The sequence below is a fragment of the Agrobacterium sp. DSM 25558 genome (assembly GCF_900100825.1).
In the GTDB taxonomy this organism is placed as follows: Bacteria; Pseudomonadota; Alphaproteobacteria; order Rhizobiales; family Rhizobiaceae; genus Agrobacterium.
The window spans coordinates 22,802-47,732 of sequence record NZ_FMUD01000029.1 but is presented as its reverse complement, the minus strand read 5'-3'; the positions used below and the strand labels follow the sequence as shown (position 1 = coordinate 47,732).

Here is a 24,931-nt window from a genome sequence, read left to right as displayed (position 1 = left end):
TACCATTTACAAGCCCCATCTACCTGACAGGCCCGTGTCAGTCCACTCCCATGACCGGTCTCGGCCATTACGGGCCTTTCAAAAAAAGGTATGAAGCAGTGATAGTTTTGGAAATCATCGTTATATCCGCAACGCTCGCAGCTATAGCTCTGCTATTTTGCAATCAGGTAATGGTTCAGGTTCTGGAGTACAGGTTCTATAGGGACAATGGCGGAGATTTCACTGTCGACAGCGGGATTGATCGTCTCAAGGTCGATCAAAAGATACACGTCAGAAAACTCAATCTCACGAATTGGCAGCGGCTTTACATATTTCGCCCCATCTTCATACTTTCTGTCGGCTGGATGCTCGGCTTTATGATTTGGAGTTTGCTTTAGGCAATCGGCGGTGACGTAATGACCGACTTTGGTCGACATTCATGGCGCAGAAGCGCCAAATGGAGACATTGTAGTGGCATGACAATTGTCTATCGTCAGCGGCTGATGACGGCGTGTGTAAACGAAAAACGAGACACCAATGAGTGAATTCGGGAACGACGGGGCTGAATTGGTCCCGCAAGACGATGGAGTTGCTACGCATCTGCTTGGAATGGAAGTGCCAAACATTGCTTTGCAGGCCACCGATGGGACCATCGTGGACCTGTGCAGTCCCGGCTTATCTGTAGTCTACGCGTATCCTCGGACAAGCCCGCCCGGAGGCAAAGCTATCGACGGCTGGGATGCAATTCCCGGCGCGAGAGGATGCACACCGCAGTCCTGCGCATTCCGGGATCATTTCGCAGAATTAAAGGAGCTAGGCGCGAGGCATTTATTTGGCCTCTCGACCCAGACAACGGAATACCAACGTGAGGCTGCGGAACGGCTTCACCTTCCGTTCCCGCTTCTCTCCGATCACTCGCTCCTCCTCGCGTCGGCCCTCAGCTTACCAATGTTCCAAGCCGGGGGCATGACTTTGTTAAAAAGGCTTACGATGATCATAGAAGCAGGTGTTATCAAACATGTCATTTATCCCGTACATCCTCCGGAAAAGAATGCAGATGCAGTGATCGGCTGGATGAAGGCCAACCGCATTTCCGGAACGGGTTGATGACCGATTTGGGCCAACTGGAGACGTCAGTTTTGCGCCATTAGCGGTCATCGCACAAATTCAAGGAATGCATATTCTAGGGTATATGGCTTACGTCCTCCGAGCAGAAATGCTTAATACCTGGAATGACAGAACCTACGCCCGAACAAATCGAAAAACTTGCTACCGCCTTTGAGCGCTTTACCCGTCGTTTCAAGGTGGCGGAGGCAGCGGCAGTCATGCAAAACTCGCTCAACCCCCTCGACATTCAGGCGCTTCTTTTTATCGAGGAGCATCCCGACTGTAACCTGGGGGATGTTGCCCGGCATCTTCAGGTCGCTCTGACGACAATGTCGTCTTCGGTTGACCGGCTGGTCCGTCGGGAGATGATTGAACGGCAGCGGCCAGAGGCAAACCGCAGGTCAGTGGCTCTCACGATCACAAACAAGGGAAAGGAAGCCGTTGCAGGCTATGTCGACGGATACCGAGCCTCCTGCAAAGCAATGCTTCAAGCCCTCGGTCCCGTTGACCAAACCGAATTTCTGAGGCTTACCCAACAAATCGCAAAATACGAAGGTTGAATAATACGAAATTCGTAGTATGTCTCTGGCATCGAAATGGTCAGGGACTTTATTATGACTCACACATCGCCCAATGCGCTCGTCACGGGAGCAAACAAGGGAATTGGGTTCGCCATCGCGCGGCAGCTTGGCGCAGCCGGACACACGGTCTGGCTGGGTTGCCGAGATATCTCACGGGGGGAGTTAGCAGCTGGCGAACTGCGAGGAGACGGGATCGACGCCCGTACATTGCAACTCGATGTCACAGACGATGCGAGCGTTTCCAACGCCGCCAAAACCGTCGAGAGGGAGGTGGGGCGTCTCGACGTTTTGGTCAACAATGCCGGGCTCATGTTCGGTCCGCCTCCCTCTCTTGCCGAGGAGTCAATCGATGAGATGCAGCAGATGTTCAACACCAACGTATTCGGGGTAATGCGCGTCACTCAAGCCTTCTTGCCGTTGTTGCGCAAATCGACAGCGGCCCGGATTGTCATGATGAGCAGCGGACTGAGTTCGCTGACAGACGCCCTGGACATGCGCAGCGAAACATGGACGGTCGGTTTTGGCGGATACTGCGCCTCCAAGACTGCGCTGAACATGTTGACCGTAAAGCTCGCGAAGGAGCTGGATCGGGAGGGGATCAAAGTCAATGCGGTGGACCCCGGCCTCACATCGACTGATATGACGGGCAACGGAGCGGGGCACTCACCCGAAGATGGCGCGCGTCCTGCATTCGCTCTAGCAACGAGCCACGCATATGGACCCACAGCAGGTTTCTACGCCTGCGCTCCATCAGGCGAACTTTTGCAAAAGAGTTGGTGATGCGCATTCAGCGATTATGGGATGCGGGCCGACTGGTTTCGCATCTCAATGTCTCCTTCCGCTGCCAAGAGCGGTCGACGGTAGAATGTGGCCATTGCTGCGTCTTGCCCCGTTTCCAGAGGTGTCTCGTTACCTCGTCGGGCTGACAGCATGCACACCGGAGCGCGGTGGGCTGGATGTCCGGTTTTCAGAGTTTTCAGTCGTTCCGGCGATAACGACCGATCTTCACGACCTGACGGCTTAACAAAACCACTGACCGCTTCGCGGAACGGATCGAACGGTTCATAGACGTTCGAAAAAGCAATGGGGTGCCAGTGGCACCCCATAGGTTGTCGGACATTGATTAACCGCGTGAGATCAATAGGTCTTCTTCGTCGTCACGCTGCTTGCCGCCAAGTGCTGCCGCGGCCGAAGCAATAAACGCTCCAACCAGCAATGAGATTGCACCGACGAGAGCGGTGGTTGCCGCTGCCTTGCGTGCGGTATCGGCTGCTTCCTGCGCCTTCACCTTGGCCGCTTCGATCTGGCCGAGCACTGTATCGACACGCGCACGAGCGTCCGCCTCATTCAGACCTGTTCTTGCCGAAACGATGCTGGCGACGTATGCACGATCGGGTTCAGCTACTTCACCATTTGCGGCGCCGTGGAGGAGAATACGCGACACCTCGGACACTGCTGCAGCGTTGTCTGTCATCGCTTCTGCCGTTACCCGTTCCGGCCGCAGAAGTGCGTCGGTGAAATACGAAGTCGATAGATCAGCACCGTCGGTCGACGACGCGGCCGATGCGGCTCCCGCCATGGTGGCAGTCGATGCGGCAGAACCTACGGCAGAAGCACCGGCTCCGGCGAGAGACGTCAGCGAAGACGCGAGAAAGCCCATGACCAGAACGGTGGCGAGAGCCCAGCTCAGGAACCCATGCGCGGTGTCGCGAAAGAACACCTCGTCCGTGTGGACGGCCGCCCACTTCGTCCGCAGTCGCCCAGTCAGATATCCGCCAAGTGCCGAAGATAGCCATTGGACGACGATCAGCCAGATCGCCGCTGTCACACCCAAGGTAGCAGCCGAACTGCTCTCTCCCGACCATGGAGAGACCATGGTGAGACCAAATCCCGAGCCAAGGAGCAGGAGTATCAGTGTGACACCTGTCGCAGCGACGGCTCCACCAATGATGGGACCCCACGACATCGCAGTCTGGGATGATTCGACGGGCATTGCACCCGTGGCGCTAGATAATGACATCGCCATTCCTATCTTAGAAAAATGGCGAGGAGGATGATGATTGGAAGGGGAATACCCAGCATCCAGAGTAATATGCCACGGCCCATTGGAAAGTCTCCTCATAAAATTTTTAGTTGTAGAGACTGTCTAACTGTATGTGCGTGTATTAGTTCCTTCTGCAAAGCCGAGGAATATGCCGATTGGGTTTCGGAGGCGGACCGCCCTCGATGCCAATCAAATTTGAGTGCGGTGGTGCGCGATTGGCTTGCGAAAGCTCCTACGACGGTTCAGCCACCGCCTGGAGAAACACTTTCATCTTCGCGATCAGCCAGCGCTCCGGTGCCCGGTGTCTTGCTCTCGTCAGTCAAATGTTTCTTCGCATGAGGGCCGGCGGCGGGGTGGTCCTGGCCATCAACTGGCTTTTTGTCAGTCTCTTCAATTGCTCTCTGAGCTTTCGTGTCCTTGTTCATATACGGCCTCCTGTGGGGTGTCTTAAAAAATTCAACACAGGGCGTTTGGTTCCGTTCAAGATTAATGCAGTCCAACTCCAGACCGTCACTATCACAATCCAAGATCAAGCTGCGGAGCTGAGGCACCGTCTTCGGTGCTGAGGGAGGAAACAGTGAACCCTTTGTGTAATCGACCCAAACCCCGCGAAGGTGAAAAATCCACAGGTTCTCGGAACTTTCAAGCTGTTTGCAGAACTCATTGCCTATCATCTCGACACTGAGGAACGGTTGAGAGCGACAGCGGCATTGCTGGAGAGCGAGCGTGAGATTGCCGAACTGCGCGAACAGTTCATCGCCGTTCTCGGACATGATTTGCGGAATCCGATCGCTGCCCTGAATGCAGGGACCAGCCGTCTCATGAAAGAGGGGTGGACCGAACACAGTCCGGATAGCCGCTGCCGCGTTGAATTAGGTCTTTTCGTTGGCTGTCATCGCCAGTGTGAGATCGACGCCCACCAGCGAGATCGACTTTTTAGAGATCGCAGGCAGCCTTGCTTGTATTTCCTCAGGAACGCCTTTCGCCCGAACGGCCGATCCCATTGTTACGGTGGCTGTCAGGGTCCATGTCCTGACCAGTTCGATCTCATCTTTTTCACACTCGGCATGTCACACAAATGGTGGCTCATCTCTTCCAAGTCAACGAGCCTGTTGACGGCAGACGAGGAACTGAAACTGATCTTGCTTATCCCTCCCTTTTACCAAAACTCTCCATCAAGATGCTCAGGAAGGCTCTCACAGCGGGGTTAGTCCGGCGGCTTTCCGGCCAGACGGCTGTGATGTTGTGACGTTCGACAGAGAAATCGGATAGGACAGGGACCAGTTGACCACGGTCCACCCATGGCGCGGCCATGAAGCTCGTCGCCATTCCTATTCCCGCTCCCGCTGCGATCGTTGTTATGACAGCCTCGCTCGCATCGACGATGATTGCCGACGACGGCACGATCTCGATGTCTCGCTCGCCGAACTTAAATGGCCAACGGAACAATCGACCACTGCTCTGGTAGCGCAGGTTGACCGTCTGGTGCTGCTGCAGATGATCGGGGTGGGTTGGCGTGCCATAGGCTGCCAGATACTCCGGGGAGGCGTAGCAGCAAAGCAGATGCGGAGAAAGTTTCCGTGATAGAAGCCGGGAGTCGGGAAGGTCGCCGATGCGAACAGCCAGATCTATACCCTCTTCGATAAGGTCCACCCTCTGATCATTCAGTCTGAGATCGATCGAAACCTTTGGATGACGTGCGCGAAACCTAGGCAGCAAAGGTGAAATGACATGCAGGCCAATCGGAAGTGAAGCCGCAATGCGCAAGGTTCCCGCCGGTTCGGAACGCACGGACTTTGCGGCCTGCTCGATGTCCTCGGCATCCCGTAGCAGCCGCAGTGCGCGTTCATGCAGGTCACGGCCTTCAGTGGTGAGAGTGAGAGATCGCGTCGTTCGGGTGAACAGCGAAACGCCCAGGTGGCTTTCCAGTCTCTGGACGCTTTTACTGACCGCTGATGGCGAGATGGCAAGCGACCGCGCTGCCGCCGTATAGCTGCCCAGCGATCCGGCGCGCGCAAAGGCGATCAAGCCGGTCAGCCTTTCGATTCCAATTTGTTCCTTCATGGCACTAGTAAAGCGAAATTGAGCGACATTATCAATCTCGAAGGATGCACGTACATCTGGTCAGCGAAATCTCAATTTGAAAGAGTTTGATATGACCGAGATGATGAAAGCAGTGCGCCTGCACGAATTTGGTGGCCCAGAGGTCCTGCGTTACGAAGAGGCTCCGCGGCCTGTTGCCAAACAGGGCGAGGTCCTTGTCCGGGTGCATGCGGCAAGTCTCAATCCCCCTGATCTTTATTTGCGGGACGGCTACCGTGCGCTTCCGCCGGAGTGGCGACCCAACCCTGTCTTTCCATTGATCTTGGGAACAGACATCTCCGGTGTCGTCAGCGCAGTCGGGGAGGATGTCCACGCATTCGGCGTCGGTGACGAGGTCTATGGCATGATGCGTTTCCCCCACGACCTCATGACCGGCAGCAATGCCTATGCCGACTATGTAAAAGTCCCGGCCTCGGATCTCGCACTGAAACCTAAAAGTGTCGATCATGTGCATGCCGCCGCCGCTCCAATGTCGCTGCTGACGGCATGGCAGTTTCTCGTAGAGCTTGGCCACGATGAGCCGAACCCGTTCCAGAGCTTCAACCATTCACCAGTAGGGCTCGATGGCAAGACCGTAATCGTGAATGGCGCTGCCGGTGGGGTAGGACACCTGATGGTTCAGTTGGCGAAATGGAAGGGCGCCCAAGTCATTGCTGTTGCTTCCGGAAGGCACGAGACGCTTCTTGCCGATCTCGGAGCAGACGAGTTCATCGACTATACGAAGCAGTCAGCCGAGAGGGTCATGCGGGATGTCGATTTGGTGATCGACGCGGTTGGTGGCTCGAACATGGAGCGCTTCCTGAATGTCATCAAGAAAGGTGGCGCGCTCTATCTGGTCAATCCGCTCGGCTTCTCCGGCCATGAAGAGGCCCAACGACGCGGCATTGTCGTATCAACGGCTCAGGTGCGCTCCAATGGTGCACAATTGGCACAGGCGGGTCGTCTGCTCGATGACGGCACGATCCGGGTGGTGATCGACAGTACGTTTCCAATGGCTGCGGCCTGCGCTGCCCATGATCGGGCAGGGCGAGGAAGCATGCAGGGGAAGGTCGTCCTCATCAACGAATGACGACGTTCCGCTCTGGAAAAGGTTTCCGCGATCTGAAGCCTTTTCCGCAACCCTTCTGCAGGAACCTGTCGTGCTTGCACGATCGTTCAATACCCAGTTCGATGTCCAGTGTAACTGTTGGGCTGAGCGGTTGCTTTCAAGCCAACAAAGGATAGCAAATGGAATCCATCAATCTCGACGAGAAGCTTAGCCTGTTTTCAGGTCACTGGGATCCGCATGTGATCGCCGATTACAACGAGAACGATGTGATGGTCGTGAAGTTCAAGGGCGAATATCCGTTCCACAAGCATGACACGACTGATGATTTCTTCCTTGTGTTGGAGGGAGAGATGGAGCTCGACATCGAAGGCGAGCCGTCTCGAACCGTGAAAGCCGGCGAGATGATTGTCGTTCCCAAGGGCGTGGTGCATCGACCACGGGCTAGAGACGAGGTGAAGGTTCTCTTGATAGAACCGAGGGGCGAACCGAACTCAGGCGATTCTGGGCGCGCACCAGCGCTTAAACCTCGTCTCTGATAGGCTTGAGGCCGCTTGGAGGCCGTACAGTGTAGACGCTCTACGTCAGCTCAAATAGGCGGCGAGTTCTTCCGGCGTTCCTTGCGGAAAGGCTTCTTTAAGATAATCGAGAAAGGCTGATACACGCGCGCTGAGCAGACGCCGCGAAGGGTAAAGCGCCCAAAGTGCCGTTTCGGCACCCTCGACATCGCCCCAGTGATGGAGACGACCGGAGGCGATGTCTTTGCTGACCAAAGAAAGCGGCAGCCGTGCGACGCCCGCACCCATCAAGACCGCATCCCGCAGCATCGTGTTCGACGACATACCAAGCACCGGCTTGGTCGCAAGCTTGGCAGGCCCTGAACCCGTCACCACATTCCAAGTGTCTGGCCTGCCGACCAAGCTGCGAACCACTGATGGCACTCCCTTATCCGGCTCCGGCCAGGCGAGGCCTGGAGCAGCAACAACGACCTGTCGGTCACGAAGAAAAGCCCGACCAACGAGGTTGACATCGGGTTGAGGATTGACGCGGATGACAAGATCGTAAGCCTCCTCAATCATATCCACGGCGCGATCTTCCACGACGATCTCGACCCGCATCTCGGGATATCTCAGCACAAATCCAGCAGCCAGCTTTCCCAAGGCTGCCTGTGCAAACATGAGCGGGGCGCTGATGCGCAAACGTCCACGTGGCGATTGACCCCCTGATGCGATAGCAGTTGCCGTTTCTTCCAGCTCCGTCAGCAGTTGCGTGGTCCGCTCGAAGAGGGCTCGACCTTCTTCCGTCAATTTGAGGTCTCGTGCGCCGCGCTCGAAGAGCCGAAGACCCAGGCTCGCCTCAAGATCGGCCACGCGTCGGGATAGTGTGGCTTTCGGCCGCCCGGCGTGGCGCGCTGCTTTGCCGAACCCGCCATGCCTAGCAACAAGGTTGAAATCCGCCAGTGCGAGCAAATCCATGTGTTCCACCTGTGAGACGATGCGTCCAGAAATAATGTCTATTTGAGGAAATTTGGATCATCTAACTTTGGAGATGTCAACAGCGCCCTAGCGGCCTCACAAGGAGCTACATTCATGACCATTCTCGTAATCGGTGCCAGCGGCCGTGTTGGCCGCCACGTCGTAAACCAACTCATTGAACGCAACGCCAAGATTCGTGTTCTGACGCGCGACGCCGCGAAGGCAAACTTTCCGGAGGGCGTCGAGATTGCCCAGAGCGAATTGCTCGACCTCGATGCTCTTCGCGATGCATTCAAAGGTGTCCGCACCTTGTTCCTTCTCAATGCTGTCACGGGCGACGAGTTCACTCAGGCTCTCATCACCCTCAACATTGCCAAAGAGGCGGGTGTCGAACGCGTCGTTTATCTCTCGGTGTTCAACGCCGAAAACTCCGTCAACGTCCCGCATTTTGCCGTGAAGGCGGGTGGCGAACGTATGCTGAGCGAGATGGGATTCAGCGCCACGATCCTGCGCCCGACCTACTTCATCGACAACGAGATAATGATCAAGGATGTCGTTCTCAATCACGGCGTATATCCGATGCCGATCGGCTCCAAGGGCGTTGCAATGGTTGATGCGCGCGATATTGCCGAGGTCGCTGCAATCGAACTGATCCGCCGAGATCAGGCCTCCGAACTCTTGCCAGTCGAAACGATCAATCTTGTCGGTCCCGACACGCTTACGGGACCCAAGGTTGCTGCAATCTGGTCCGAGGTCCTGGGTCGCGATATCGTCTATGGCGGTGATGATCCGAGGGGTTTCGAACAGAACATGGCGAGCTTTATGCCGAAGTGGACCGCTTATGAAATGCGTTTGATGGCAGAACGCTACGTCACCGACGGCATGATCCCGAATGAAGGCGATGTCGAACGGCTTGTGGCGATGCTGAAGCGCCCGCTGCACAGCTACCGTGAGTTTGCGGAGAGTCTTGCTTCGGCCAGCTAACAAGACCGACGGACAGCCAAGCCAAATTACTGAACCGCAACTGGCGAGGAGGCTCGCCAGCTACCCCTACACCTTTCACCGGAGAATCTGATGACCGATATCTGGAGCCCATTCACACTTGGCGGGATTACCCTGCCGCATCGTCTGGCCATGGCACCGATGACCCGCAGCCGCGCCAAGCTTGACGGAACACCCGGAGACCTCGCGCCGGAATATTACGCACAGCGAGCATCGCTCGGGCTACTGATTAGCGAAGGAACCCAGCCGTCTGACGATGGCCAAGGATACCTGGCGACCCCTGGTATTTACACTGACGAGCACGTCGCTGGCTGGCGCAAGGTCACTGACGCCGTCCATGCGGCAGATGGGTGCCTATTCATACAGCTCATGCATGTCGGCAGACGGTCTCACCCTGGTAACACTCCGCATCATAATCAGCCCGTTGCGCCATCGGCAATCGCATCCGGAGAGGCGATGTTCACGATGAGCGGGATGCAGCCCGTCCCCCCACCGCGCGCGCTGCAGAAAGAGGAAATCCAACAGACAATTGCGGATTTCGCCAGCGCCGCAAAGCGCGCGATCGACGCTGGTGCCGATGGTGTCGAAATCCACGGCGCGAATGGATATCTGGTGCATCAATTTCTGGCATCGGATTCTAACCACCGGACCGATGATTACGGAGGAACCATGGAAAGACGTGCGCGATTTGCTATCGATGTCGTCCGTGCGGTCGTCGATGCCATCGGTCCGCAGAAAACTGCCATTCGCCTCTCACCGGGTGTTGCGACAGGCGGCATTGCCGAAGGTCAGGACAACGATGAACTGTATCGGTATCTCGCAGTCGAACTTGGCAAGATGGGTTTGGCTTATATACATGTTCTCTACACTCGCACCGATCTGTTGCTGGAAGATATGCGCCGCTCTTTCGGTGGCCCACTGATCCTCAATCGGCCTGGTCGTTCGCGTGAACAGATAGGTGCCGATGTCGCAGCAGGACTTGCCGATATAGAGGCGTTAGGCGTCATGGCACTCGCCAATCCCGATCTTGTGCGGCGTCTCAAGACGGGTGCTACGCTTAATGACCCAAAACCTGCTTTGTTTTACGCAGGCGGCGGCGCTGAAGGTTACACGGACTATCCCGTAATCGACGCAGCATGATGCACAAGCGGGCGGATCGTATTCGCCCGCGATCGCCTTTACCAAGCTTGGTCGCGTCCGATGACAATTCAAATACAATCAAAACTCAGCCAGAGCTTGCAGAACGCATTGCCAGCCAGTGCCCTGGCGTCATGCCGAAGGCTTTGCGGAAATGGCGGGTAAAATGTGCCTGGTCGGCAAAGCCCGCATCTGCTGCCGACTGCGCCAGACCTTTGCCAGCCGCGATAGACCGTTTCGCCAATTCCAGTCTGCGCATGATGAGGTATCGATGCGGACTGGTACCAAGCATTCTGCGAAACTGTCTGGCCAGTTCGTAACGGTCCAACCCAGACGCAGCTTCCAGTGCTTCTGAGTGAACGACTTCTGTGTGGTGGCTCTCGATGAAGTCGCGGGCCCGGAGGACCGCAGACTTTGCCGACCTTGCGATCGGTCTCGGCGAAGCACCTGCCTGACGAGAGAGCCCCGATGCCAGCCGCATCACAACGTCGTCCATGATCAGGTCGCTTGGCTCTTCGCTCAGATCGAAAAGAATCTCTGCCAGTGCCTGCCAGAGGCCGATGTCGGCAACGACCGGATCGGGAACGAATGGAAGGGCGTGACGGTAATCATTGACTGCGCCAATCAGGTCGGGAGGCAGATAGATCATCCGATAGATCAACCCATCCTCGGTACCTGCAGCGCCATCATGCAGCTCATCGGGATGCAGCACGATCACGTTTCCGGGGCTGCTGAATCGCTCGGTCCCGCGATAGCGGAATGTCTGTACGCCGTGGAGCGTCAGCCCTAACGCGTAGGTGTCGTGACGATGCGGCGAAAATGCGTTGCCATGAAACCGGGCTTCAATCCGCTCAACACCATGAGAGGGCGCAGCGATACGCATGCCGTCGGCAAATCCGACTTTGCACGAACGTTCAAGACCGCCCGCCTTGCTCGGAGCTAGGTCTTCTTTTCCCTCGATACCCTGAATGGAGTTCAACCGCATGTTCGACACCAAGATCGCAATCGTTATCCGCAATGACCTCGCAACCTGGCAGAAGTTGAACGTCACCGCCTTCCTGACCAGCGGCATCGTTGCCCAGACACCAGCCATCATCGGCGAACCATATCGGGATGCGGTTGGTCATGTCTACAATCCCATGACGATCCAGCCAATCGTGGTCCTCGCCGCGGATCAGGATACGCTGCGCACGATTCATAGGCGGGTTCTCGACCGCGACGTTACAGCCTCGGCTTATATCGAGGAGATGTTTTCAACAGGGCACGACGCCGCCAACAGGGAGGTGTTCGCCCAGTTCGGCCCAGACAATTCGAAACTGGTAGGACTGGCACTTAGAGCCGAAAAGAAGGTGGTCGATAAGATCGTAAAGGGAGCAAAAATGCATCCTTGACGTATCGGAATTCAGGTTTGGGCACCGCACACCGTCGGAAAAGCTGTGCGACAGCACTTTTACGCACCCGATAAGGCTCTATTCAGCCTCGCGATCAATACCAAACCGCATATGGCCATTCTAGCCCAAGCACATGAGATGCAGTTGAGGGATTACGGTCCGTATCCGGCTCAGCCGGTGCGAAGGATCGGAGAGCCGATGCATCGATAGTTGCTATTGCTTCAAAAAATCAGACTGAACTCCTGATAGCTAAACGGCGGATAGACGATCAATATTTTCCCATTCGATGTCTTCTCTTTCAAACAGGTCCTCCAACACATCGGTAGAATTTTCTTGCGCGTACGAAATCTCCTCTTCGGATACCGGAAGCACCTGTAGCCATGACACACGCTGACCAGAAAAGACCTTCATGTCTTCCAGACCATCATAAGCAAAAGGAGTTGTAAGAAATGCGTGCGGTACATGGGTTGAGTTTCGAAACTGCCCGATCAAGTTGTGCAAGAAGATGCCGGGACGCGCAAATCCTTTAATCTTGCCTACAAAGACAGCAGCTCGAAACAGCGCTTGCTCCATATCGGCGTCTTGACCTGCTTGTGCAGAGGCAATGAATTCAACCCTTGTGTCTGGATATTCTGCGCCATCGTCTTGGAAAAGGGGGTAGCTTGATGTACCGATTGTACTCATCGTTACCATACCCGACGCTGGATAGTCCGCTACTCTGGTAATTCCGATAAAGAACGGGTCGTCCTTGGTCTCTCGATGGATGAAAATTTTCGGGCGTTGTCCGAACACGTCTTCGAGATGCTTTGCGATGGCTTTTTCGCAAGAACTGACATCCATCGTTCCATTTTCCTGTTGGTTGCATTTCGCTTCCTTATCTAATGGAAATCGAAAAATCTTGCCACTTCCGATAGTGCGGGGCCTATTCCCTGGGTAAACCGTTTCGGCTACCCCTGTCATTTGCGCTCGTAAAGTGGAAATACCATTTGAGTGAACGGCCTACGTCCTGACAGATAGCGAGAAAACCTGAGGAGATAGCTATGTTGCGATGGTTTTATCGCTTTTTGCCTATTTTAGCACTATCCGCGGCATCAGCGACCGCGTCGGACGGCAACGCGATGAAGGCTTTTCACGACGCCGTACACGCTGGCGAGACCGAAACGGTTCGGACGATGCTCGCAGCTGATCCGCAGCTGGCAATCTCGGCGGACAAATACGGATTTCAGCCGATACATCTGCTCGATATGTATCCCGATGAAGACGTGCTCAATCTCTTGCTTGCAAATGGAGCGGACATCAACGCGGTGAACGATGAGGGCGTTACCATTCTTCACATTGTGACCGATCCTGACGCAGTGTCTTTGCTGGTTGAGAGAGGCGCAAATGTCGAGGCCCGCGACAAACGAGGATGGACGCCTTTGATGATGCAGACGAACAATCAGGAGAATGGGCCTGATGTGGTTGCAGCCCTTATTGGGTATGGAGCCGATCCGAAAGCAGTCGGGAACGATGGTGAAACGGCTCTGTCGTTTGCAAGGGAAACGGGCAGTGAATCCTTTAGACACATCCTCACAGCCAGCGGTGCGAAGAAGTGACTTACGCGTCACCGTTTGCAAGATCACCGTTCGGCTTCATGTTGCTTGTGACGTTGACGCGATTTTCATGCTTGCGAAAACGAGAAGAGCGGGTTCCCATGGCAGATATTACACTGAAATTTTACGACACAAATTCGAAGGAATATGTCGCCGATGAAAGTGCGCCCAATCCTAGACTGTTCGACTTCCTCAGCAAATGCAAGCCAAATGGTAGAGTATTGGAACTGGGTACGGGTGGTGGCACTGATGCTGCCGCCATCCTTGAAAAGGACTTCAATCTGGATGCCACTGACGGGTCACCTGAACTCGCGGCAATAGCTTCACTTCGCATCGGGCAGCCCGTCAAAACGATGTTGTTCAACGAGTTGGATGCCATCAGTCTATATGATGGAGTTTATGCCTGCGCTTCTCTAACCCATGTGCCACGAAATGAACTTGGTGGTATCATCAAGAAAGTCTACCGCGCGATGGCTGAGAATGCTGTCGTTTGGGCGAGTTTCAAATCAGGTGTTGAGGAGGGGACGGATGCCCTCGGTCGCTATTACAACTATTTTCCGCAGGATATGTTGATATCGCTTTGGGAAGCGTCAGCACCCTGGCGGGAGATTGAGGCCGAGGCTTGGACAGGTGGGGCATACGACCGCAAGCCGACCGAATGGGTTGCCATCGCGGCCGTGAAATGAAGTTTGCTGAAAGCACGCCTATATGGCGCATGGCACCGATGAAGGACAACGATTGAAATGGAGAATTTCGAATTGACATGGTCCATCTCAGAAAATGCTCTACTGTTGTGCTTCACCGTTCTTTCTCTCGCTTTAGCCTGTTCAATCGCTCGCCACCCTCGAAAAGCATCAGCGGGTATATTGCTCGGAGTGCTTGTCGGTGTCGCTTTAATTATCGTAACGTCAGCGGTCGTGGGCTTGATTGCGAATATCATCCCGTTTGGTCAAATCGACTTCTGGCTGGTCAGCCTGTTCAGTCATATCTCGTAAAATAATTTTGCTCAGCTGTTCGCGTAGCGCCGATTGCGGTCATTGTTAGCAGCGGAAGACGCCCTATTTTATAGCCCACACAAAATGACCGCCTTCATCGAGCTTACGGCGATGGCGTAGGCAAGCAGATTGGGCACTTCATGCAATTCCGAAGACCAGACTTACCGCTCTCGACAAACCGGCTTTTCCTGCGCGAATTCACAAGAGGTGATTTCTCCGACTATGCAGCTTACCATTCTCTGCAAGAGGTTTACCGTTATCTATATGCGGCACCTCCGATGGGAGACGCTCTGCAAGAGCAGTTCTCGAAGATAATGGACGCACCATTCGACCATGATAGCGACACGTACCGATTGGCAGTCGAGCGAAAGGATGACAGGGCGCTGATCGGTGAAGTCCTGTTAAAGCTGGCAAGCGTGGATGCGCTACAGGGAGAGGTTGGATACATTTTCAATCCAGCCTTTGCCGGAAATGGATATGCGACGGAAGCGGTTGCCGCGATGATCAACATAAGCTTCTCTTCGTTTGGATTTCACAGAATTTTCGCGCGACTGGATGCTGCAAACGTGGGTTCGGTCGGTGTGGTGGAGCGCCTGAGACTACGCCGCGAAGCGCATTTGATCCAGAACGACCGCTTCAAAGATGTTTGGGGAGATGAGTACATCTACGCCGTCCTTGCTACCGAATGGAAATCTCGAACTAACCGCGATATATGAGTGGTCTCCGCTATCAATGCCCAAACTGCTTCGCGCCATTTCCTGCCGCGACGCCGATGTGCCACGTTCGCTTGTTGTGAAAATTCGGGCTGATCGAAAGAGGCGAAAACTGTACCTTGAGGAACGATTACGAAGAATTGGGGTCATCACAATGAACGATGAGAGATTTGAAATCACGTACACCCTAACCCCACGCGATTATGCCGCGATGACATCGGCTATTACGAGACGGTCGTTCGGCAGAAATCTCTTCACATTCGCGCTCCTAGTGGCCTCCGTTTGGTGTTTGATGGTCTTCTTCATGAAAATTTACGACCCACTAGAAATGATGCGCAGGGTCGCCGCCGATAGTATTTCGGCATCCGCTTTTACAGCGCTTTTGATCTTTGTGTGTGCGGTCACGATTGCCAATCAATGGATCGTCTGGGGAGTTTCGTATCTTCACTATAGGAAGTTGGCCTCTGCCGGTTCGACCATCACTATCACGATGGACGAAACAGGCATTCAAAGCCGGTCTTCTGTGGCCAGTTCTGTAATTCCATGGAACACGGTAAAACGAGTGTTGCGGGAGAAAGACCATATGATTTCTGCGATTTCAGAACGAGAAGCGCTCATTTTGCCAAGGCGTAGTTTTAAGTCAGAAGAGGATTTCAACGCGGCCGTGGTTTATGCATTAGGACGAGTGTCTTCTTGACGGTAAGCGCAACCGTCGCAAAACGCGTCATGTTTGCCAATTTAGTGATGGATTGCACCCGCATAAGGCCAGATTGAAACCCCAGACTCTCCTGAAAACTGGAGGGACGATGGGGCCTAGGTCACATTTCAAAATCCCACAAATGGATGCAAGACCTCGTGATTAAGGGTTGATCGTCGGGTATCTTTCATGCATTCAAACTATCTGTGATTGCGAATATAGAAGTTGACTATGGCTGTTGAGATTATCGGGCGTTCAATTCGGGCACCTTCCGTGTCTAATGTTGACGAATTTTTCAAGCTCTTGAGAGAAGAGCGCTTTGTCGTTACGACGGTGCCGGAAGAAAGATGGGGCCACGCACGTTTTTGGCACCCTGTTCCAGGAATTCCTGGGAAAGCCTATACGTTCGCTTCTGGAATTGTAGACAATATCAACGACTTTGACCCCGCAGTCTTCGGTCTTACTGTGCGCGAGGCCATGTTTATGGATCCTCAGCAACGTATGTTGTTGCAGCTCGTGTGGCGCGCCTTGGAAGATGCGTCAATAAGCTTGCCGATGCTACAGAAGGAGCGTGTTGGCGTTTATGTCGGCGCGTCCAGCCTCGATACCGGTAATACATTTGTAGAGGACCCCGCTGCAGGCGGTCCGTATTTCATGACTGGTAACACGCTCTCGATCATATCAAATCGTATTTCCCATGTTTTTGGCCTTAACGGACCAAGCCTAACGATCGATACTGCATGTTCCTCGTCTCTGGTGGCGCTCGATCAGGCAGTACGCTCCCTTCAAAGCGGCGAAATCGACACGGCTATTGTCGGCGGGGTCAACATTCTTGCCCATCCATTCTCATTTATAGGTTTTTCGCAAGCCCGCATGCTGTCTCCAGAAGGAGTGTGTCGCGCCTATGGCGAGGACGGGCAAGGATATGTGAGGTCCGAAGGTGGAGGCGTTGTCGTACTCAGGGCAACTGAAAACTCCACCCTCAACAATGATCGCAGCTATGCCACGATTGTCGCGACTGGCCTGAATTCGGCGGGGCGGACCAACGGAATTTCTCTACCGTCACGCGAGATGCAGGCGGAGTTGTTAAGCAATATCTACAGCCAACATCAGCTTGATCCCAATGATCTCGCGTTTATCGAGGGTCACGGTACCGGGACCAAAGTTGGCGACCCGGCGGAACTTTGGGCCATCGGAAGAGAATTGGGACGTAAGCGCCGTGATAGGTTGCTGGTTGGGTCGGTCAAGTCAAATGTGGGTCACTCCGAACCCGCCTCAGGAATGTTTGGTTTGATTAAAGCCATGCTTTCCTTGCAGCATAACTTCCTCCCCGCGTCGCTTCATGCAGAACAGTTGAACTCCGATATCGATTTCGAAGACTTGCACGTCGACGTCAATCGCGCGGGGCACGAGATTCCGCGTGATGACAAGCGTCGGCTCGCTGGAATTAACTCGTTTGGCTTTGGTGGTACGAATGCACATATCGTAATCTCGGACCCTGCTAAATCAGTAAACGAAGGACTATCCACGAACGGTCCTTTCATGGTCAGCGCACATACAGAGTCCGCGTTGCGAACGTTGCTAAAGAGCTACGTCGAGGAATTACAGAGCAGCAGAACCGATCTCGATCAGTTGGTCGCAGCATCCGCCGTTAACCGGACCCACCACAAATACCGGTTTTCGGTTGATAGTGCCGCTCCCGAGAGCATACGGAAATGCATTGAAGAGCATCTCGGCGGCTCGAAGTCAGGTTTGGGGCATACCGGAGAAGCGCCCGCAGGTGACACCAAGACGGCTTTCGTATTCGCTGGAAATGGCAGCCAATGGGCCGGAATGGCTATGGACGCCTATCGTCATGATACGCTGTTTGCTCAGCGCATCACCGAAATATGCTCGGCGTTTAAGCCTTGGCTGGATGTCGACCTTCTGACCCTGCTCACCGGGGACACCCTTAAGGACGAGATTGCAGATACCCGGGTCGGGCAGGCTTTACTGTTTGCGATACAGGCCAGCCTTTCGGATATCTTGCTTAAAAGAAACATTAAGCCAAGCCATGTCTTCGGTCATTCTGTCGGCGAAATCGCCGCCGCTTATTGCGCCGGAATATTGTCGTTGGAGCATGCTATCGCCATCGTGGCTGTTCGTTCACGCCACCAGCACGCGTTGGCGGGTGAAGGCCAAATGGCAGCCGTGGCAGTTTCTGCCGGCAAAGCTATGGAAGTTGCAGAAGACAACAGCTTACTGGGCATCGAACTTGCCGCCGTCAATACGGCGTCGTCTGTCACAATATCCGGACCGGTCGAGGAGATTAGAGCTTACAAGGAGTCTGCTCGTAAACTTCAGATACCGGTCCACATTCTAGACATCAACTATCCATTTCACCATTCATTGATTGATAGGGAACGAGAAGCCTTTTTCGTTGAGTTGCCGCCTTATGAAACACAGAGCGGCAATATCGCTTTCATTTCCAGTGTCACGGGAAAGGTCTTGGGTGGGAATGACCTCGACGCGCTCTATTGGTGGAACAATGTACGGGACATCGTTCGTTTTAACGAAGCGACGGCAACCGCAATCAGTGAAGGTTGCAACCTATTTGTCGAAATATCGCCAAGGTCGATCCTTTCTGCCTATCTGGCGGAAAATTCCCGCCAAAACGGATCGGTAATCGCCGTCGTTCCAACGCTGACCCGGCCTGCGCGCGATGACAATCCGTTGCCGCATATCGTTGCTGCTGTAGTTGCGAACGGCGTGTCGCCTTGGCTTACTGACGCGGGGTCGGCTCGCAACGCTAGCGTTGTCTTGCCACCCCTTCCTTTCGAAAATGAGACGTTGCGAGTTCCGGAGACATCTGACGGCGTTAATCTTTTTGGGCGTGGGCAGAATGCGGAAAAATATACATTGCTCGGATGGCGCACCGATCCGAAATCATTTTCGTGGAAAAACCACATCGATGCCAACCTATTCCCGGACATCGCCGAACACGTCGTGGATGGAAAATCGATCCTTCCAGGCAGTGCCTTTATCGAAATCGCCGTAACCGCAGCACGTCAGCTATATGGGGTGCCCGATATAGAGTTGATGAATCTGGAAATCATCCGTCCGTTAGAGCTGCAAACGTCTAGATTGTCGGAGCTTTCAACAATTGTTTCGCCGGAAACAGGCCAGATAGAAATACGTTCGCGCGAATATTTAAGCGAAGATGACTGGAGCGTGCATGCCGTCGCGAGAATTCGCAAGATCGTTAAGTCCATGACGGGAAGAGTTGCGTTTGTCAGCGACACCGACGCGACCGCAGCCGAGATTGACACGGGTGAGGCTTATGAAACAGCGAGACAGTTCGGTCTCGATTACGGTCCAACGTTCAGGCTGTTGAACGGCGTCCGGATATCGTCTTCGCAACAGACCTTGTCGGTACAATTGTCTCCGCCAGCCAAACCCGCACATCCTTATCTGTCATACAATCTCAATCCGATTTCGGTCGATGCCGCATTTCACGGACTAGTCGCACTCTTCTCCAAATTGACGGGCGATGCAGCAGGGGCGCCTTATATTCCGGTAAGATTTGGAAGCGTGCGGTATCGAGCAGCGGCTGGCGATATTCGCTCAGCGCAAATCGACATCCAGAAGTTCTCGCCGCATTCTCTTAAAATCCGTGTGGAGCTCTTTGATGCTAGCGGCGAACTCATTGCCATCCTGGATGATTGTCGCTTTAAACGCACATTTCTCAAACTTCACCATAGTCTCGAAACGATTTCCTATCATTTTGAAAACGTGAGTAGCCGCCCTTCAGGTAGCGGTACCACAATCTTGCCCGACGTTCTCTCCCCCTATGAGAGCGCCGAGCTCGGCGAAGAAACGCTCCTTCAAGACGCATCTGTCTATCGCGCATCTTATGACATTGCAGCGAAAGTGTTGGAGAGCTTTGGTGGCCTCGAACATCCTCTCTTGGCGTCTCGTCATGACCTGAGATCATATTTTGCCAACTGCTTCATCGTCCTCGAAGATTATGGCTTGGCACGGTTTGAAGCTGGACGTTGGCAGATTGCACCAGATTCAGGTCTGCCGTCATTCGGCGAAATCATTCGGGAAGTAGTGGCTCAGTTTCCCGCGAGCAGCGCAACTGCAATACTCGTGAATGACAATTATCATTTTGCCCTGACGGCGCTTGAATCGCTGGCTTTTGAAGGTGAGGCGGCCCGTCTCCCCACGCATCAATCGTCTGAGGCAACGCTTGATCATTTCCGCAACGGCCTTGAGATTGCGCGCAAGCGTGTAGATGAAACCTGCCATCTCACTGAAGCCTATCTTGCGACGGCTTCACAGCCCGGTGCGATCGTAGTGGAGATCGGCGCGACGTCTGTTGCCGTGACCACGAAACTTGCAGCGCTGGCTGAGTTGTATCATGCTCAACTTCTCATCTTTGAAGATGACGAAAATCTTAGAAGTACTTTAAAGACAGCTTTTGCGCGCAACCCGCATGTCAGCGTGATTGATACTGAAGAGATCGAGTTGCCTTCAAACATTGATCTCGCTGTCAGCGCTAGCGGCCATATTTTCTCGCGTCTTCAAGACAGTGACGATTTGAGAGAGGCTTTCAAGAAAATTGCTGCAACTGGCGCTGAACTGCTGGTTGTGGATCATCAATACGGTGTACTGGCGGATTTCCTGTTCGGTTTGCAGCCGGGTTGGTTTGAGCAGGCTGCAAGTTCTGATTTTCCGATCGGAAAAATGCTTTCAGCGGATGGCATGCTGAAGCTGGTAACGCAATTGGGTTTTTCGGATGCTTCCGTTGTACCGGCGGACTTTGCGCAAGGCTCCTTGTCGGTTTTGATTGCGAAAGGGCACGAAGGGTCAAAGCAGGAGGTCGAACATCCGCTTCGATCCCTCGTGACGATTGGCTGGAACGACGCTGGTTTGTTGAACACAGGTGTAGATGACCACGTTCATGTCAACATAGCATCATTGAGCGACAGCACGAAAATCGAAGAAGCTGTTCGCAATTCGCCTGTGGGGACAGTGGACATAATCTATACGGTGGACAAGGTATCGCCGTCAGACCACTCCCAATCCCTACAAAACCATGTCAATATTCTCGGTCTCCTCGCTGAGGCTCTGCGCCAATGCTTTGGCAACGACGCTGGGTCGAAACCTCGTCTTTTCATCATTGCTCCGGGCGGCACTAGCAGCACTAGTGCCGAAGTAGACGCGGTGTCGCACGGTGTTTGGGCCTTCGCCCGGGTCCTGCAGAATGAGTACGACGAAATTTCTGTCGTTTCGGTCGACATCGACAATACTCTCTTGTCCGAAGGGACGTTGCGACAAATTACCGGTCTTCAGGTCGAAGGCGAAAACGAACTTCGGTTCGATTGCGAAAATGGCACCTTCCAGTTTTTGAGGGCCGTTCCCGGGCCATTCAGGCGCGCAGATAACCTCACGTCCGATTACGACGCCGCGTCGATTACGCAGAAGTCGCCAGGGCGGATCGAAACGATCATCTGGCAGCAGAATGCGGTGAAGTCCCCTGCTGCCAATGAGGTCCTCGTTGAGATCGCCGCCACCGGTCTGAATTTCCGGGACGTGATGTGGGCCATGGGTATGCTTCCTGAAGAGGCGTTGGAAGATGGCTTTGCTGGTGCGACAATTGGCATGGAGTTTTCCGGCACTGTCCGGTCGGTAGGCGATAACGTCCGGCATCTGCAACCAGGTGATCGCGTCATGGGGATTGGACCTGACGCCTTTTCCACTCATGTCGTCGTCTCTGCCGGAGGGGTGACGCGGATCCCGGAAAATATGGGTTTGGTCGAGGCAGCCACGCTGCCCGTTACTTTCCTGACAGCATATTACGCTCTTGTGGATTTGGGGAGGTTGCGCGCCGGGGAGACGGTTCTCATTCACGGAGGAGCCGGCGGGGTCGGCCTGGCAGCGCTGCAAATTGCCAAGCTGACAGGCGCGACCGTCATCGCGACTGCCGGCACGGATGAGAAACGTAATCTTTTAACCACACTCGGTGCCGATCACGTCTTCGATTCCCGCTCGCTTGAGTTCTTCAACGACGTCGTGAATGTGACCGATGGTGCGGGCGTCGATGTCGTCATCAATTCACTGTTTCAGGAAGCGATGGAACGTAGCATCGAACTGGTGAAACCGTTCGGCCGGTTTCTGGAGTTGGGAAAACGAGACTACTACGCTGACAGCAAGATAGGCCTTCGTCCGTTCCGCAAGAATATTTCATATTTTGGCGTCGATGCTGACCAGCTTCTGGTCGCAGCACCCGACACTACGAAACGGATATTCGATGAGATTGCTCGAATTTTTGCCGATAACCAACTGAAACCGCTACCATATCGCACATTTGCATATGATGAGATTTCCAGTGCATTCCGTTTGATGCAAAGCTCTGGGCATATCGGTAAGATCATCGTTACTCCCCCTAAAAAGGGGAAGGATGGGGTCCTGACGTTGAGCAGAAGCGCATTGAAGTTCTCCTCAGGTGTTTATCTCGTCGTCGGCGGCATCGGTGGCTTCGGGTTGGAGGCGGCCAACTGGCTTGCGGAAAACGGTGCGTCTCACATTGCGCTCGCAACCCGCAGCGGCGTGATGGACGTCGAAACCCAAAATGCGATTGAACAATGGCAGCGCATCGGTGTCAGCACCTCCGTCCATGCATGCGATGTGACCAACGAGCATCAACTGGCGAGCCTACTTGAGGATTTGCGCCAGATCGGACCGATGAAAGGCATCCTTCATGCCGCAATGGTGCTGGACGACGCCTTGATTACCAATCTAACACCCGAGCGCAATCGTCCTGTGATACACACCAAGGTCGAGGGGGCAGCACTTCTCGATAAACTTACGGATGGTGACGATCTCGATCTCTTCCTTCTCTTCTCGTCCGCCACCACGATGATCGGCAATCCCGGCCAATCCAATTACGTTGCGGCGAACGGGTATCTTGAAGGTCTGGCTTGCGCACGTCGTCAACGCGGAAAGCCTGCTCTTGCGGTTGCTTTCGGTGCCATCGCCGACACCGGTTTTCTGGCCCGCAATGCCGATGTCAACGAACTGCTCTCTAGGCGCATCGGCAAAACCGCGATGAAGGCACGGGATGCTCTTCGTTTTGTCGAAGAATATCTTTCGAGCGTCTCTTCCGTGATAAACGGCGGGGCAGTGGTGATTGCGGATATCGACTGGTCTGCTGCCGCCGGACTGCCGATTGTCAAAAAACCGCTCTTTTCAAAAATCGGCTCAAATCCGCTGGTTCAGCAGGGAGCGTCCGGTGAACAGATGGACCTTTATGCGATGATTGATGGCAAGTCGGTCGAGGAGACGGATGAGATTCTACACAGCCTGATCGCTGCAGAACTGTCATCGATCCTGCAGATGGCTGAGACCAATATCTCGCGCGAGAAAGTCCTAAGGGATATCGGTCTCGATAGTCTGATGGCAATGGAGCTTGGTACGAGTTTCGAGCAGAAGACGGGTATCGAGCTGCCGCTTAATGCGATTTCCGATGGCACGACGGTCGGAGATGTCGTTGTCAAATTGAGAGAAAAGCTCCACAATCGGCAATCTCTGGATGGTGCGCAGGGTAACGTCGACGAATTGTTGTCTGGCCTAACGATGAAACATATCGGTTCAACCACACTGGCGGATGTCGCATGAGCGAAGGAGATCGACCGGGTGACAAGTTAGCAGGACAGCTTCTCTCATCGGGCATGATGGATAAACTGAAGCAGCAGCGCGGTCAGCTCATGACAAAAAGAAGCGAAAGTGCCGTTGATCCTGTTCATAGGGTCGAACCCTCCCGATTTGAAGATTTGCCATCCTACAAAACGCTGCAACTCCAAAAAACCATCGCAGGCTTCGCCGGTGTCGAAAACCCGTTCTTCCGTGCCCATGAATCGGCAGCAGGTGCCGAGACAGTGATAGATGGGCGCAAACTCAGCAATTTTGCGTCCTACGACTATCTGGGTACAAACACCGATCCAGACGTCCAAGCCGCGGCGAAGGCGGCCATAGACCGTTACGGTATTTCCGCATCTGCCAGCAGGTTGGTTGCCGGCGAGAGGCCGTTACATCTGGATTTGGAAAACGCCATTGCCGAAAACTATGGTGTTGATGCAGCGGTCTGTTTCGTCAGCGGTTATCTGACCAATCTCACGGTTATCAGCTGCCTCATGGGGCCTCAGGACCTCGTCATCCACGATGAGTTCGTTCACAATAGTGCGCTTGCGGGCGCGCAGCTGTCGGGTGCGAAACGACTGAGTTTCAGACACAATGACGCGCGTGACCTTGAGCGTGTGCTTACAAATGCCAAAGGTGCCTTTCGAAATATCCTCATCGTCGTCGAAGGAATCTATTCCATGGACGGTGATGTGGCCGATCTGCGTGCCATTCTAGACCTACGGAAAAACCACGCCTTTTGGTTGATGGTGGATGAAGCTCACGCGCTTGGCGTTCTCGGCGAGAAGGGCAGGGGAACATTCGAACATTTCGATATCGATCCGCGTGATATTGATATCTGGATGGGAACACTCTCGAAGACCTCGTCAAGTTGTGGTGGTTACATCGCGGGTTCCGCGGCGTTGGTTGAAATCCTCAAAGCAAACGCAGGTGGCTTCGTCTACAGCGTTGGCCTTGCTCCCCCGCTTGCGGCCGCTGCGTTGGCAAGCCTTTCCGTTCTGCGTCGAAGTGCTGATCGTGTTGCGAAGCTAAACTATAACGGACGTCTCTTCCTTGAAAAAGCGCGGGCTAAGGGGCTTGATACGGGCACGAGCGAAGGCCATTCCGTGGTGCCAGTGATCGTCGGAGATTCCCTTCGTGCGGTCGAACTCAGCAATCGGCTTTTTGCCAAAGGTATCAATGCCTTGCCGATCATTCATCCGGCGGTACCTGAACGGCTTGCACGCATTCGCTTCTTCCTGACGTATGGTCATACGGATGGACAAATCGATGCCGCTGTGGATACAACAGCGGCCATACTTGACGATTTGGTTGACGAAAAAGTTGGAGCAGCGTCGCTAGATCTCGACGCGCTACAACGCGCCATCGCTTCCAGTTGATGGCTGCC

22 protein-coding genes and 1 pseudogene are annotated in these 24,931 nt (G+C 54.2%); 16 read left to right on the top strand and 7 right to left on the bottom strand.

Features of this window, described 5'->3' with window-relative positions; translation table 11 throughout:
- Positions 1–152: 152 nt before the first annotated feature.
- Complete coding sequence (locus DSM25558_RS28865; RefSeq protein WP_159442512.1) at positions 153–416, bottom strand: hypothetical protein; 264 nt, start codon at positions 414–416, stop codon at positions 153–155.
- Positions 417–516: 100 nt separating this feature from the next.
- On the opposite strand from DSM25558_RS28865, the gene DSM25558_RS20895 reads away from it, so the two are divergent.
- The 4 genes and pseudogenes from DSM25558_RS20895 to DSM25558_RS28520 form a co-directional block, all read left to right on the top strand.
- Positions 517–1,086 (top strand): peroxiredoxin, encoded by a 570-nt coding sequence (locus tag DSM25558_RS20895; RefSeq protein WP_065700780.1) that lies wholly within the window; start codon positions 517–519, stop codon positions 1,084–1,086.
- 125 nt (positions 1,087–1,211) lie between these two features.
- Positions 1,212–1,646: a MarR family winged helix-turn-helix transcriptional regulator gene (locus tag DSM25558_RS20890; RefSeq protein WP_077106608.1), complete on the top strand. Its 435-nt coding sequence runs from the start codon at positions 1,212–1,214 to the stop codon at positions 1,644–1,646.
- 54 nt (positions 1,647–1,700) lie between these two features.
- Complete coding sequence (locus DSM25558_RS20885; RefSeq protein WP_103660388.1) at positions 1,701–2,447, top strand: SDR family oxidoreductase; 747 nt, start codon at positions 1,701–1,703, stop codon at positions 2,445–2,447.
- 76 nt (positions 2,448–2,523) lie between these two features.
- Positions 2,524–2,691 (top strand): annotated as a pseudogene (locus DSM25558_RS28520) (DUF1349 domain-containing protein); the annotation flags it as partial.
- A gap of 99 nt (positions 2,692–2,790) precedes the next feature.
- On the opposite strand, the gene DSM25558_RS20875 reads toward DSM25558_RS28520, so the two are convergent.
- The 3 genes from DSM25558_RS20875 to DSM25558_RS20860 all read right to left on the bottom strand — a co-directional run bounded on the left by DSM25558_RS20875 (position 2,791) and on the right by DSM25558_RS20860 (position 5,775).
- On the bottom strand, positions 2,791–3,687 hold the full coding sequence (locus DSM25558_RS20875) for a hypothetical protein (RefSeq protein WP_077106606.1): 897 nt from the start codon (positions 3,685–3,687) through the stop codon (positions 2,791–2,793).
- Between the two features lie 266 nt (positions 3,688–3,953).
- Entirely contained in the window at positions 3,954–4,484 is a 531-nt protein-coding gene (locus DSM25558_RS29850) for a hypothetical protein (RefSeq protein WP_371480324.1), read from the bottom strand.
- A 373-nt stretch (positions 4,485–4,857) separates the two neighbouring features.
- Positions 4,858–5,775, bottom strand: a complete 918-nt coding sequence (locus DSM25558_RS20860) for a LysR family transcriptional regulator (protein WP_077106605.1) — start codon at positions 5,773–5,775, stop codon at positions 4,858–4,860.
- A gap of 91 nt (positions 5,776–5,866) precedes the next feature.
- On the opposite strand from DSM25558_RS20860, the gene DSM25558_RS20855 reads away from it, so the two are divergent.
- Positions 5,867–6,883, top strand: a complete 1,017-nt coding sequence (locus tag DSM25558_RS20855) for an NADP-dependent oxidoreductase (RefSeq protein ID WP_077106604.1) — start codon at positions 5,867–5,869, stop codon at positions 6,881–6,883.
- A 158-nt stretch (positions 6,884–7,041) separates the two neighbouring features.
- Positions 7,042–7,398, top strand: coding sequence for a cupin domain-containing protein (locus tag DSM25558_RS20850; RefSeq protein WP_077106603.1), 357 nt, complete (start codon positions 7,042–7,044; stop codon positions 7,396–7,398).
- A 45-nt stretch (positions 7,399–7,443) separates the two neighbouring features.
- Here the strand turns inward: DSM25558_RS20850 and DSM25558_RS20845 are convergent, their stop codons facing one another.
- The gene (locus DSM25558_RS20845; protein WP_077106602.1) at positions 7,444–8,334 is read right to left on the bottom strand and encodes a LysR family transcriptional regulator; all 891 of its coding nucleotides are present in this window, start codon (positions 8,332–8,334) and stop codon (positions 7,444–7,446) included.
- A 114-nt stretch (positions 8,335–8,448) separates the two neighbouring features.
- Between DSM25558_RS20845 and DSM25558_RS20840 the strand changes: the two genes are divergently transcribed.
- The gene (locus DSM25558_RS20840; protein WP_077106601.1) at positions 8,449–9,318 is read left to right on the top strand and encodes an SDR family oxidoreductase; all 870 of its coding nucleotides are present in this window, start codon (positions 8,449–8,451) and stop codon (positions 9,316–9,318) included.
- 90 nt (positions 9,319–9,408) lie between these two features.
- Complete coding sequence (locus DSM25558_RS20835; protein ID WP_077106600.1) at positions 9,409–10,476, top strand: alkene reductase; 1,068 nt, start codon at positions 9,409–9,411, stop codon at positions 10,474–10,476.
- 85 nt (positions 10,477–10,561) lie between these two features.
- Here the strand turns inward: DSM25558_RS20835 and DSM25558_RS20830 are convergent, their stop codons facing one another.
- On the bottom strand, positions 10,562–11,458 hold the full coding sequence (locus DSM25558_RS20830; protein WP_077106599.1) for an AraC family transcriptional regulator: 897 nt from the start codon (positions 11,456–11,458) through the stop codon (positions 10,562–10,564).
- Between DSM25558_RS20830 and DSM25558_RS20825 the strand changes: the two genes are divergently transcribed.
- On the top strand, positions 11,457–11,864 hold the full coding sequence (locus DSM25558_RS20825) for a DUF2000 family protein (protein WP_062588850.1): 408 nt from the start codon (positions 11,457–11,459) through the stop codon (positions 11,862–11,864). The genes DSM25558_RS20830 and DSM25558_RS20825 overlap by 2 nt on opposite strands.
- Before the next feature lie 249 nt (positions 11,865–12,113).
- Here the strand turns inward: DSM25558_RS20825 and DSM25558_RS20820 are convergent, their stop codons facing one another.
- Entirely contained in the window at positions 12,114–12,824 is a 711-nt protein-coding gene (locus DSM25558_RS20820; protein WP_083716595.1) for a suppressor of fused domain protein, read from the bottom strand.
- Between the two features lie 158 nt (positions 12,825–12,982).
- On the opposite strand from DSM25558_RS20820, the gene DSM25558_RS20815 reads away from it, so the two are divergent.
- The 7 genes from DSM25558_RS20815 to DSM25558_RS20785 all read left to right on the top strand — a co-directional run bounded on the left by DSM25558_RS20815 (position 12,983) and on the right by DSM25558_RS20785 (position 24,923).
- The gene (locus DSM25558_RS20815) at positions 12,983–13,459 is read left to right on the top strand and encodes an ankyrin repeat domain-containing protein (protein WP_244554268.1); all 477 of its coding nucleotides are present in this window, start codon (positions 12,983–12,985) and stop codon (positions 13,457–13,459) included.
- Between the two features lie 98 nt (positions 13,460–13,557).
- Positions 13,558–14,142 carry a class I SAM-dependent methyltransferase gene (locus DSM25558_RS20810; RefSeq protein ID WP_077106596.1) on the top strand — a complete coding sequence of 195 codons (585 nt, stop codon included), beginning with the start codon at positions 13,558–13,560 and terminating at the stop codon, positions 14,140–14,142.
- Positions 14,143–14,199: 57 nt separating this feature from the next.
- Entirely contained in the window at positions 14,200–14,451 is a 252-nt protein-coding gene (locus DSM25558_RS20805; protein ID WP_077106595.1) for a hypothetical protein, read from the top strand.
- A 140-nt stretch (positions 14,452–14,591) separates the two neighbouring features.
- Positions 14,592–15,167 (top strand): GNAT family N-acetyltransferase, encoded by a 576-nt coding sequence (locus DSM25558_RS20800; protein ID WP_077106594.1) that lies wholly within the window; start codon positions 14,592–14,594, stop codon positions 15,165–15,167.
- A 151-nt stretch (positions 15,168–15,318) separates the two neighbouring features.
- A complete protein-coding gene (locus DSM25558_RS20795) occupies positions 15,319–15,861 on the top strand; it encodes a YcxB family protein (protein WP_077106593.1) in 543 nt (180 codons plus the stop codon).
- Positions 15,862–16,092: 231 nt separating this feature from the next.
- Positions 16,093–23,523 carry a type I polyketide synthase gene (locus DSM25558_RS20790; protein ID WP_077106592.1) on the top strand — a complete coding sequence of 2,477 codons (7,431 nt, stop codon included), beginning with the start codon at positions 16,093–16,095 and terminating at the stop codon, positions 23,521–23,523.
- Positions 23,520–24,923 (top strand): aminotransferase class I/II-fold pyridoxal phosphate-dependent enzyme, encoded by a 1,404-nt coding sequence (locus DSM25558_RS20785; protein ID WP_077106591.1) that lies wholly within the window; start codon positions 23,520–23,522, stop codon positions 24,921–24,923. Before DSM25558_RS20790 ends, DSM25558_RS20785 begins: the two co-directional genes overlap by 4 nt.
- Positions 24,924–24,931 lie beyond the last annotated feature (8 nt).